Source organism: Kitasatospora sp. NPDC059812 (genome assembly GCF_042732075.1).
Lineage (GTDB): Bacteria > Actinomycetota > Actinomycetes > Streptomycetales > Streptomycetaceae > Kitasatospora.
Genome location: NZ_JBHWIO010000062.1, coordinates 1 through 11,835 on the forward strand (window position 1 = coordinate 1; position 11,835 = coordinate 11,835).

Here is an 11,835-nt window from a genome sequence, read left to right on the forward strand (position 1 = left end):
GACGACGGCGACGCCGCGCGGGCCGGCGGTGCCGGCCCCCCCCCACCCCCCCGCGCCCGTTCGTCGAACGGCGCTGTCAGGCCAGGCTGGTGAGCACCGCCGGGTCGTACGGGACGGTCCGGGCGAGGTTTCCGCGCAGAGCCTTGGCGGCCCAGTCCGGGTTGGCGAGCAGGGTGCGGCCGACGGCGACGAGGTCGAACTCGTCGCGCTTGAGGCGGGCCAGCAGTTCGTCGATGCCGGTCACGCCGGCCTGGCTGGTGTAGCCCTGGGCGAACTCGCCCTCGCCGTACTGCTGGTCCAGGCCGACCGAGCCGACCGTCACGGCGGCCTTGCCGGTGAGCTTGCGCGCCCAGCCGGCCAGGTTGAGGTCGCTGCCGTCGAACTCGGGCTGCCAGTAGCGCCGGGTGGAGCCGTGGAACGCGTCGACCCCGGCGTCGGCCAGCGGGGTCAGCAGCTGCTCCAGCTCGGCCGGGCTCTGCGCGATGCGGGCCCCGTAGTTGCCGACCTTCCACTGGGAGAACCGGAAGAAGACCGGGAAGCCCGGGCTGACGACGGCGCGGACGGCCTGCACGATCTCGGCGCCGAAGCGGGCGCGGGAGGCCGGGTCGCCGCCGTAGCGGTCGGTGCGCCGGTTGGTGCCGCTCCACAGGAAGTCGTCGATCAGGTAGCCGTGCGCGCCGTGCAGTTCGATGCCGTCGAACCCGAGCCGCTCGGCGGTCGCCGCGGCCTCGGCGAAGGCGGCCACCGTGTCGTCGACGTCCTGCTGGGTCATGGCCCGCCCGGCCGGGGCGCCGTCCAGGCCGATCCCGGACGGGCCTTCGGCGGGCGGCTCCGTCCCGGTGCGCACGACCCCGGTGTGCCACAGCTGCGGGATGATCCGGCCGCCGGCCTCGTGCACCCGCTGCACCACGCGGGCCCAGCCGGCCAGCGCCTGTTCGCCGTGGAAGTGGGGCACGTGGTCGTACGCGCGGGCGGCGGCGCGGTCGACGTAGGTGCCCTCGGTGATGATCAGTCCGACCTGGTGGGCGGCCCGGCGGGCGTAGTACTCGGCCACCTCCTCGCCCGGCACGCCGCCGGGGGACTGCATCCTGGTCATCGGGGCCATCACGATGCGGTTGGGGACCGTCAGATCACCCACGACGAACGGCTCGTCCAAGCTGGACATGCTTTTCTCCCGAGTTCTCGGCACTCATGGTGTGAACATTCCGTGTGCGCCCTCTCCGCCGCTCCGGCGAATCGCCGCCGGGTCGTGCGGAAAACGGTCTGGGCGGCTGCACATGGGTAACTCACGATTATCGACCCTGTTGATCGCGGCGTCCAGCGGGTGCTCTTGTCCGTGCTGCATTGCCTCAGGCGATCCACCGCATCGACACAATCATGTTGACCGTGTCCGGGAGATCACGGATAGTGGTGCAGGTGGTTCCGCGTCGCCTTCTGGGTCGCAACTGGAGAATTGATTCCCTTGCCGACCAGTGCCGCGGAAATGAATTTCCAGGAACGAAAGGTGGCGGAACCCAGGGTGAGCGAGAGTCGCCTTACCGCGCAGATTTCCCACGACTTGGACGGCAAACGGGCCGTCGTCACCGGCGGCAGCCGGGGCATCGGCGCCGCGATCGTGCAGCACCTGCTCGACGCCGGCGCCACCGTCGTCACCTCCGCCCGCAACCCCACCGAACACACCCCGTCCGCGGCCAAGTTCATCCGGGCCGACCTCAGCTCGCCGGCCGGGGTGCGGGCGTTCGCCGACGCCGCGCTGGACTCCCTCGGCGGGGTCGACATCGTGGTCAACAACGCGGGCGGCTGCCGGGCCTTCCAGACCGCGCTGGAAATCGAGAACGACTGGCAGTACACGGTCGACATCAATTTCCTGGCCGCCGTCCGGCTCAATGCCGCACTCGTGCCGGCCATGCGCGCGGCGGGCGGCGGGGTCATCGTGCACCTCTCCTCCATCGCGACCATTTCCTCCTACCCGATGATCCTGCACTACGCCGCCGCGAAATCCGCGCTGGAGGTGTACAGCAAGGGTCTCGCGGTCGAGTTGGCACCGGACGGAATCCGGGTCGTCGCGATCTCCCCGGGAAACGTGATGACTCCTGGGGCGGATGAGGCGCGCGAGAAGATCGTCGACTATCTCGGCATGGAACCGGAGGGGGACTGGGCCGACGAGGTCCCGCTCGGGCGGATCGGCCAGACCGAGGACATCGCCGAGGCCGTCGGCTTCCTGGTCTCCCGGCGCGCCTCGTGGATCACCGGCAGCAACCTCGTCATCGACGGCGGCAAGAGCGCGTCCCTGTGACCGCCCGCCAGGACTGGAAGGACTGACACGATGACCGCGACAGAAGAAGGGCCGCGGGCCTATCCGTTCGGTCCGGCCGAACAGCTCGACGTGGACCCGAAGCTGGCCGAGGCCTGCGGCGAGCAGCCGGTGCTGCGGGTGAGCCTGCCCTACGGCGGCGACGCCTGGCTGGTCACCCGCCACGCCGACGTCAGGACGGTGCTGGCCGACCCCCGGTTCAGCCGGGCCGCCGCCGCCGGCGAGGACGTGCCCCGCATCGTCTCGGCCGGCCTGCCCCGCACCTCGATGCTGAGCATGGACCCGCCGGAGCACAGCCGGCTGCGGCGCAGGGTCGCCAACCCCTTCACCGTGCGCCGGGTCGAGGCGATGCGCCCGCGCGCCCAGCAGATCGTCGACGAACTGCTCGACACCATGATCGCCACGGGCTCGCCCGCCGACCTGACCCAGATGCTGACCTGGCCGCTGCCGATCACGATGATCTGCGAACTGCTCGGCGTGCCCGTCGAGGACCGCGACCGGTTCAACGCCTGGGTGGACGGCCTGCTGATGCTCTCCGACCCGGCCCGCTCCGCACGGGACCGCGGGCACCTCAACGACTACCTCGCCGGCCTGGTCGCCGAGCGCCGCGTCGAGCCCACCAGCGACCTGCTCGGCGAACTGGTCGCCGTGGAGGACGAGGAGAACCGGCTCACCGAGGAGGAGTTGGTCAGCCTCGGGGTCAGCCTGCTGTCCGCCGGCCAGGAGGCCACCGCCAACCAGATCGGCAACTTCGTCTACACGCTGCTGACCAGGCCCGAGCTGTGGCGCGAGCTCGTCGCCGATCCCGGCCTGATCCCCGACGCGGTCGAGGAGCTCTCCCGGATCATCCCGATCAGCGCCACCGCCGGCTTCACCCGGATCGCCACCGAGGACGTGGAACTGGGCGGGCAGACCGTCCGCGCCGGCGACGCGGTGGTCACCGAGTTCTCGCTCGCCAACCGGGATCCGGAGGTGTTCGACCGCCCCGAGGAGATCGACTTCCACCGGGGGACCATCCCGCACGTCACCTTCGGGCACGGCATCCACCACTGCCTCGGCGCGGCGCTGGCCAGGATGGAACTGCGCGTCGTCCTGGAATCCCTGGTGCGCCGACTGCCCGGCCTGCACCTCGCCGTGCCGGCCGACCAGGTGACCTGGCGGACGGAACGGCTCATCCGCGGAGCGGACACGCTGCCGGTCGCCTGGTGAGACGCCCGTCGGCCGGAACGACCGCCGGGGCCCGACGGGCCGGCGGCCGCTCCGGCCGGCCCGCCCCCAGTTCACACGTCGACATCAGCCGGACGCCGGACATCAACCGGATGCCGGACACCAGCCGGACGCTAAGGGAGGGCTCAGCATGGCCGAACCACTGGAGGCGATCACCGCGGCCGTGCGTGATCCGGACAAGGGACTCGCCGAGGCCATGGCGGCCATCATGGAGGGCTACGGCGACCGGCCCGCCCTCGGCGAACGCACCCGGGAGCCCGTGACCGGGCGCCTGCTGCCCGGCTTCGAGACCGTCAGCTACCGCGAACTGTGGGCCCGGGTACGCGCCGTAGCCACCGAGTGGCACCACCACCCGGACCACCCGCTGAGCGCCGGCGACCGGCTCTGCATCCTGGGCTTCACCAGCACCGACTACGCCACGCTCGACCTCGCGTGCCTGCACGCGGGCGTGGTGGTTGTGCCGCTGCAGTCCAGCGCGCCGCTGTCCCAGCTGGCGCCGATCGTCGCGGAGACCGAACCGCGCGCCCTCGCGGCGAGCATCGAGCGGCTGGACACCGCCGTCGAAGCCGTCCTCGGGGCGCCCTCGATCCGGCGCGTGATCGTGTTCGACTACCGCCCCGACGTCGCCGAGCAGCGCGACGCCCTCGCATCCGCCCGACGGCGCCTGGCCGGGGCCGGCCGCCCGGTGGCCGTCGACCCGCTGGCCGCCGTGATCGACGCCGGAGCCGGCCTGCCGCCCGCGCCCCTGTTCGTCGCCGCCCCGGGTGACGACCCGTTGGCGCTGCTCATCTACACCTCCGGCAGCACCGGGACGCCGAAGGGGGCGGTGTACCCCCAGCGGCTGGTCCGCACCGCGTGGAACGGCTTCAGCTACGGTGCGGAGGACGCGCCCCCGGTCAGCGTCCACTACATGCCGCAGAGCCACCTCGCCGGCCACTGGGCGCTGATGGGCTCGCTCTCCCGGGGCGGCGTCGGCCACTTCACCGCCAGGAGCGACCTGTCCACCCTGCTCGACGACATCGCCCTGGTCCGCCCCACCGAGCTGACCATGGTCCCGCGCATCTGCGACCTGCTCTTCCAGCGGTACCGCAGCGAACTGGACCGGCGCTCCGGCGAACCCGGCGACATCGACACGGCGGTCAAGACCGACCTGCGGGAGAACGTCCTGGGCGGGCGCGTCACCAAGGCCTTCTGCGGCACCGCCCCGCTCTCCGCCGAGGTGGCGGCCTTCGTCGAGTCCTGCCTGGGCTTCCACCTGTACACCGGCTACGGCTCCACCGAGGCCGGCGGGGTGCTGCTCGACTCGGTGGTGCAGCGCCCGCCGGTCATCGACTACAAGCTGGTCGACGTCCCGGAACTCGGCTACTTCCGGACCGACACGCCGCACCCGCGCGGGGAACTGCTGCTCAAGACCGCCACCGCCATCCCCGGCTACTACAAGCGGCCCGAACTCACCGCCGAGATCTTCGACGCGGACGGCTACTACCGGACCGGCGACATCATGGCCGAGACCGGGCCGGACCGGCTCGTCTACGTCGGTCGCACCAAGGACGTCCTGAAGCTCTCCCAGGGCGAGTTCGTGGCCGTCTCCCGCCTGGAGACCGCCTTCGTCGCCAGCCCGCTGATCCGGCAGGTCTTCGTGTACGGCAACAGCGAGCGCGCCTACCCGCTCGCCGTGGTCGTCCCCGCCCCGGACGCGCTGGCCAGGGCCGGCGGGGACACCGAGTCGCTCAAACCGCTGCTCATCGAGTCGCTCCAGCGGATCGCCAAGGAGGCCGAACTCAACTCCTACGAGATCCCGCGCGACATCCTGATCGAGACCGAACCCTTCAGCGCCGCGAACGGCCTGCTCGCCGACAGCCACAAACCGCTGCGCCCCCGGCTCCGGGAGCGCTACGGCGAGGCCCTGGAACGGCTCTACGCCGAACTCGCCGACGGGCAGGAGCGCCGGTTGCACGACCTGCGCCGGGCCGGGCCCGACCAGCCGGTGCTGGACACGGTCGGCCGGGCCGCCCAGGCGCTGCTGGGCTGCGCGGGCGCCGAGTTGAGCGCCGACGCGCACTTCACCGACCTGGGCGGGGACTCGCTGTCCGCGCTGTCCTTCGCCGCCCTCATGACGGAGATCTTCCAGGTCGAGGTCCCGGTCGGGGTGGTGATCAGCCCGGCCAACGACCTGGCGCGGGTGGCGGGTTACATCGAGGAGCGGCGCCGCTCCGGCGCCGCGCGGCCCACCGCCGCCTCCGTCCACGGCGAGCACGCCGCCGAGGCCCGCGCCGGCGACCTCACCCTGGACAGGTTCCTCGACGCGGCGACGCTCGCCGCCGCCCCGACGCTGCCCCGCCCCGACGGCGCCGTCCGCACCGTCCTGCTCACCGGGGCCACCGGCTACCTCGGCCGCTTCCTCTGCCTGGAGTGGCTGGAACGGCTGGCGCCCGCGGGCGGCAGGCTGGTCTGCGTGGTCCGCGGCGCCGACGCCGCCGTCGCGGCGAAGCGGCTGGAGGCCGCCTTCGACAGCGGCGACGACGAACTGCTCCGGCGGTACCGGGAGTTGGCCGACGGGACGCTGGAGGTGCTGGCGGGCGACATCGGCGAGCAGCGGCTGGGCCTGGCCGAGGACACCTGGCAGCGGCTGGCCGACACCGTGGACCTGATCGTCCACCCGGCCGCCCTGGTCAACCACGTGCTGTCCTACGACCAGCTGTTCGGGCCCAACGTCGTCGGCACGGCCGAACTGATCCGGCTGGCACTCACCACCCGGCTCAAGCCCGTCACCTACGTGTCCACCGTCGCCGTGGTGGCCGGCGCCGCGGCCGCGGCCGCGGCCCTCGACGAGGACGGCGACATCCGCGCCACCAGCCCGGTGCGGCACCTCGCCCGGGGCTCCGGCGGCGGATCCGCGCCCGGATCCGACGGGTACGCGCACGGCTACGCGACCAGCAAATGGGCCGGCGAGGTGCTGCTCCGCGAGGCCCACGACCTGTGCGGACTGCCGGTCGTCACCCTGCGGTCGGACATGATCCTCGCGCACGGCAGGTACCGGGGCCAGCTGAACGTGCCCGACGTGTTCACCCGCCTGCTGCTCAGCCTGCTCGCCACCGGCATCGCCCCGGGCTCCTTCTACCGGGGCGGCGGGCGCGCCCACTACGACGGCCTGCCGGTCGACTTCACCGCCGAGGCCGTCACCGCGCTGGGCGCGCGGGCCACCGAGGGCTACCGGACCTTCAACGCGCTGAACCCGCACGACGACGGCGTCTGCCTGGACACCTTCGTCGACTGGCTCATCGAGGCCGGCCACCCGATCCGGCGGGTCGACGACTACGACGACTGGCTCGCCCGGATCACCACCGCGCTGCGCGCCCTGCCGGAGAAGCAGCGCCAGCACTCACTGCTGCCCCTGCTGCGCGCCTTCGCGCGGCCCGGGGAGGCCGTCCCCGGGTCGGCGATCCCCGCCGCCGGGTTCCGGGCCGCCGTGCGGGCCGCCAAGGTCGGCGCCGACCAGGACATCCCGCACCTGTCGGCGGCCCTCGTCCGCAAGTACGTCACCGACCTGCGCCACCTCGGCCTGCTTCCCCGCTCAGAGCACCACCGCACCACCGCGCCACCATCCCCGCATTCGACCCGACGGACACAGGAGTTCGGCATGGCACAGAGCATCGGCGAGACGGTCATCTCGGGTCTGCGGCGGCTGGAGGCGAACGACTTCGCCGGCTTCCGGGCGCTGTGCACCGAGAAGGCCACGGTGTGGCAGAACGACGGCAAGGACGAGCAGGCGATCGACGAGCGGCTCGTGCACTTCAAGGCCTTCGCCGCCGGTGTCGAGTCGCTGCGGTTCGAGGTCCTCCGCCAGTTCGAGAAGCCGGACGAGGTGCTCCAGCAGCACGTCATCCACCTGCTGTCGGCCGACGGGGTCGTCCAGGAGGTCCCGACCGTCGTGTACTTCCGGTTCGAGGGCGGCCTGATCGACCGGATCGAGGAATTCCTCTACACCGTGCCGCAGAGCAACACGGCCTGACGGACCGACCGCCCGCCTTCCTGAACCTGAACCGTCAGGCGGGCGCTGCGGCGCGGGACTCCCGGAGGCTGCGGCGGGCGGCGGCGGTGACGAGCAGGACCCAGAGCAGGCTGAGGCCGCCCAGGGCGTAGACGCCGCCGTGCAGGAAGGCGAGGTCCAGGTCCGTGCCGGCCGGCGGGGCCCAGCCGTCGGGGTCGACGAGGACGGTGGTGGTGGTGCCGGCGGAGGAGGACCCGGAGCAGCCCGAGCCCTGGAACTCGGGGTGCGGCAGCGGCTTCCCGTCCGCGCGGCGGATCGCGCAGGACCAGCTGATCCGGCCGCTGCGGTCCTTCGAGCTGTGGGCCTCGGTGACGACGACCTCGGTCCGCTCCCCACGGTGCGCGAGCACCTCCGCCCGGATGGTGGTGGGTGGCAGGGCCAGCAGCAGGATCCCCAGCAGGACGCCGGGCCAGAGCACCCAGCCGGCGGCCCGGACCATCATCAGCCCGCCCAGGGAGGAGATGAGCACCAGCACGGCGATGACCGTGAACAGGGCGGAGTAGTCCGGGTCCACGGCGAGCGCCATCAGGCCGACGAGCAGCAGCGGGGCGAGCACCGCGACCAGGACCGCCGCCCGGCGGATGGTGCGGGGCGCGAGCGGCGTGTCCTTCCGGGGCTTCCGCTTGGCGCTCTTCGGCCGCTGGGCGGCGGCGGCCGCCGCGCTCAGTGGCCGCTTCTGCTTCTTCCTGCCCTGTGCCATGTGGCCCCCGTTCGGTGCTGCGTCGGACTGCTCGCGACAGTCTGACCTGCGGTGCGGGGGTGCGGAAGACCGGGGGCCGCAAGCCGTCACGGCCGGCCGGGTCAGGCCGGTCAGACCCGCCCGAGTCCGGCCTGCTCCAGGTCGAGGTCGCGCTGGAGGCGGCGCAGGGTGGTGTCGCTGATGAGGTGTTCCTCGTAGAGGCGGTGCAGCCGGGCGTTCTGCACGGTGATGACCTCGCGCCGGAGTTGACGGTAGGCGGCGTCGGCGGTGGTGCCGTCGGGGGTCTCGGGGGTGCGGTCGAGGCGGGCGGCGAGGCCGCGCCGGACCCGGTCGATCGCGGTGTCGGGCATGACCTCCAGGGCGGCGAGGTGGTCTACGTGGTCGAGGGCGGCGCGGTTGAGGGCGTCGCGGGCGTCGTCCTCCTCGCGGGCGGTGTGCTCGGGCTCCAGGGCGAGCCCGGAGCGGTGGACCACGGCGGCGAGGGTCAGGCCCTGCACGACCAGGGTGAGGACGACCACCGCCGTGGTCAGCACCAGGACGAGCGGGCGCCCGGGGATCCGGTTGCCGTCCGCGGTGAGCAGCGGGATGGACAGGGCCGCCGCCAGCGGCATGACGCCCCGGGTGCCGGCCCAGGTGACGACCCCGGCGACCCGCCAGGACAGCCGGCCGCGGGAGGGCTTGACCCCGCGGGTCAGCGGCAGCGTCCACAGCACGCGGACGGCGATCAGCACGGCCGCCAGCGCGAGCGCCTGGAGCGGCCACCAGCCGGTGCCGGCCGGCAGGTCCCGGACCAGGGCGGGCAGTTGCAGGCCGACGATGCTGAACACGACGCTCTCCAGCAGGAACACCACCACCGCGGAGACGGCGTGCAGTTGGAGCCGGATGCGGGCGTCGGTGAGGCGGTGGCCGGAGCGTCCGAGCAGGACGCCGGCGACCACGACCGAGGTCACCCCGGAGGTGTGCGCGGACTCCGCGAGCACGTACGCCGCGTACGGGGTGACCAGGGCTATCACCGTCTCCAGGACGGGGTCGGCGGTGCGGCGCCGGATCAGCCACACCAGGCCGGCCACGGCGGCGCCGACCAGGCTGCCGCCCCCGCCGAGCAGCAGGAGCTCGCCGCCCGCCGCCGGCAGGTCCACCGTGCCGCCCACGGCCACGGCGACGCCGACGGCGACCTTGAACAGCACCAGCGAGGTGGCGTCGTTGAACAGGCTCTCGGCCTGCACCAGCACCTGGACGCGCCCCGGCAGCGCCAGCCGGCGGCCGAGCGCGGTGACGGCCACCGGGTCGGTGCTGGACAGGACGGCCCCCAGCACGAACGCCATCGCGGGCGGGAGCCCGGCGACGGCGACGGCGACGAAGCCCACGGCGGCGGCGGAGGCGAAGACCAGGCCGAAGGAGAGGATCGTCACCGGGCGCCACACCGTGCGCAGATCACGCAGCGACAGTTCCTCGGCGGAGGAGTAGAGCAGGGGCGGGAGCACCACCAGGGCGATGGCCTGCGGCGGTACGTGCAGCGCGGGCACGCCCGGGACCATCGCGACCGCGAGGCCGACCAGGACCAGCAGGGAGGGCGCGGGCACCCGCAACCGCTGGGCGAAGGTGGCCACGCTCGTGGCCAGAACCACCAGAACCAGAACGATCCCCACGGCGCGCATTTGCGGAAACGACCCATCACGACGATCGGGGTCGCCGCCGCCCGAGCGCTGCAGTCGTCCCCCGAGCCGACCAGACTTCCCGGCACACCGCCAGTCATCTTATCGGGTCGTTTGCGCGGGACGGTAGGGTGCCCGGCCGGTCGTGCCTCAGCGGCGCCCGAGCAGCCTCGCCAGGAAGCCGCCGCCCTTGCCCTTCGTCCGGTCGCAGGCGCAGCGGCCGGACTTGGGCACCCCGGCGAGCACCTGCTCGACGTGCATGCCGCACCCCGCGTAGCTTGCCTTGCCACACGTCCGGCAGGTGGTTCGTCGACACATCGCGCTACTCCTCACGTCGCACCCCCGGATGGGGCGGCCAGTTCTTTCAGGATACCCCACCCGGTATTTTTGGACGTGTGCCCCGGGGCCGGCGGATCGGCGCCCCGGACCCGCCGTGCCCGGCCGGGGCTGTCCGGCCTGGCACGACGGGCGTTCCTCGTGGTGTGCCGTGCGGTCAGACGGCCTGTAGGTAGAACAGGTCCGGTCGGCTGTCCTGGACGATCTGGTAGCCCAGGCCGTCGCTGTGGTTCTGGGCGGCGACCCACTTGCCGGAGTTCACGTTCTGGAGGGCGAAGCGGTTGCTGCCCGGAACCTTCGCCATCCAGAACGCCTGGTTCTCGGGGACGACGTCGCCGCAGCCGACCGTGATGATCCAGTTGCCGTCGTCCTTTCCCCAGCGGTCGACGACCATGCACCAACCGCGCCAGCTGTCGCGGAAGTACACCAGCTCGCGGCCGTCGGAGGCGTGCTTGCGACAGACCTGCCACTTCTGGTTCGACTCGTCGCCCCAGAAGTACTGGATGACCGAGCCGTGGTTCCCGGAGGAGAGGGCGACGGTCAGCGGCCGGTCGGCCCCGGCGGTGTTGATGCGGTAGAGGCCGGGGTCGCAGGGGTACTCGCTCTCCGGGTCCGCGGCGAGTGCGGTGGCCGACGTGGGGGCGGCCAGGGCGGCGGGGGAGGCGGTGAACAGCAGGGCGCCGACGGCGGCCGCCGTGCCGAGGACGTTCAGCGGGCGTCGGGCCCGGGAGCGTCGAGGGTGCGGTTCGGGCATGGTGGACTCGCTTTCGCAGCAAATGGGTTGGGTCGTTTCCGCGATCCTGGGCATCAGCAGACGAGTCGCGCCCGGGCGGCCGCGCGCAGGGTGCCGGCCGGCTCCGGGTAGGCGCAGGAGACGGTGCCCTGCTCCGGGACGTCGAAGGTGGTGAAGGTGCCGGGGCCGTTCGGGCTGGTGTTGATCCAGTAGCCGGTGTTCCCGCTGCGGGCGCAGATGTAGCGGACCCACTCGCCGGTGACCTTTCGGGTGCCGCGGTAGAGGCCGTAGTAGCCGGGGCTGTTGAAGTTCACGGTGTCGGTGACGGTGGTGGTGCGGGTGGTCGATTTGGTGTTGGCCACGGAGAAGCCGACCTTGACGCTCACCTTGGCGAAGATCGCCTTGAATTCGGCGCTCACCTCGGTGCTGGTGTTGATCGTGGTGCTCACCGAGTCGACCTCGCTGAGGGTCTTGGTGTAACTGCCGGTGGTGCCGGGGGTGATCGCGACCGCGAGGAAGTCGGTGACGGTCGGTTCGACCCGGGCGGAGGCGATGTCCTCCCACAGGTAGTCGCGGGCGGGGTCACAGGTGGCGGTCGGCGGTGTGGTGTCGGCGTGTGCGGGCGCGGCGCCGAGGCCGAGCCCGGTCACCGCGACCAGCGCGGCGACTCCTGAGGTGAAGGCGGTGCGCCGGGTGCGCGAGCTCATGAGGGTGCTCCTCCGCTGGAAATGGGTGCACTGCGAGCCGTCATGTGCATGACGTGAATCCCCCGTGGGGAAATCTTCACGTTCGCGGCGGGGTCGCGGCCATCCCAGATTC

General features: G+C 72.5%; 8 protein-coding genes. 3 read left to right on the forward strand and 5 right to left on the reverse strand.

Translation table 11 applies throughout. The annotated features are described in order from the left end of the window. Nucleotides 1–76: 76 nt before the first annotated feature. Complete coding sequence (locus ACFV6D_RS26735) at nucleotides 77–1,165, reverse strand: NADH:flavin oxidoreductase (protein WP_063345949.1); 1,089 nt, start codon at nucleotides 1,163–1,165, stop codon at nucleotides 77–79. A 297-nt stretch (nucleotides 1,166–1,462) separates the two neighbouring features. Here ACFV6D_RS26735 and ACFV6D_RS26740 point away from each other — a divergent pair, with 297 nt between their 5' ends. From ACFV6D_RS26740 to car, 3 genes are all read left to right on the forward strand, one after another. Continuing rightward, entirely contained in the window at nucleotides 1,463–2,296 is an 834-nt protein-coding gene (locus ACFV6D_RS26740) for an SDR family oxidoreductase (RefSeq protein WP_380561353.1), read from the forward strand. Between the two features lie 30 nt (nucleotides 2,297–2,326). Further along, nucleotides 2,327–3,523: a cytochrome P450 gene (locus ACFV6D_RS26745; protein WP_380561354.1), complete on the forward strand. Its 1,197-nt coding sequence runs from the start codon at nucleotides 2,327–2,329 to the stop codon at nucleotides 3,521–3,523. Between the two features lie 148 nt (nucleotides 3,524–3,671). Continuing rightward, entirely contained in the window at nucleotides 3,672–7,553 is a 3,882-nt protein-coding gene (gene car / locus ACFV6D_RS26750; RefSeq protein WP_380561355.1) for a carboxylic acid reductase, read from the forward strand. A 34-nt stretch (nucleotides 7,554–7,587) separates the two neighbouring features. Here the strand turns inward: car and ACFV6D_RS26755 are convergent, their stop codons facing one another. The 4 genes from ACFV6D_RS26755 to ACFV6D_RS26770 all read right to left on the reverse strand — a co-directional run bounded on the left by ACFV6D_RS26755 (nucleotide 7,588) and on the right by ACFV6D_RS26770 (nucleotide 11,723). Then, the gene (locus tag ACFV6D_RS26755; protein ID WP_063345944.1) at nucleotides 7,588–8,292 is read right to left on the reverse strand and encodes a hypothetical protein; all 705 of its coding nucleotides are present in this window, start codon (nucleotides 8,290–8,292) and stop codon (nucleotides 7,588–7,590) included. 110 nt (nucleotides 8,293–8,402) lie between these two features. Beyond that, nucleotides 8,403–9,950, reverse strand: coding sequence for a Na+/H+ antiporter (locus tag ACFV6D_RS26760; RefSeq protein ID WP_063345943.1), 1,548 nt, complete (start codon nucleotides 9,948–9,950; stop codon nucleotides 8,403–8,405). Between the two features lie 490 nt (nucleotides 9,951–10,440). Next, nucleotides 10,441–11,037, reverse strand: a complete 597-nt coding sequence (locus tag ACFV6D_RS26765) for an RICIN domain-containing protein (protein ID WP_063345942.1) — start codon at nucleotides 11,035–11,037, stop codon at nucleotides 10,441–10,443. A 53-nt stretch (nucleotides 11,038–11,090) separates the two neighbouring features. Beyond that, on the reverse strand, nucleotides 11,091–11,723 hold the full coding sequence (locus tag ACFV6D_RS26770; RefSeq protein WP_063345941.1) for a hypothetical protein: 633 nt from the start codon (nucleotides 11,721–11,723) through the stop codon (nucleotides 11,091–11,093). Nucleotides 11,724–11,835: the final 112 nt, after the last annotated feature.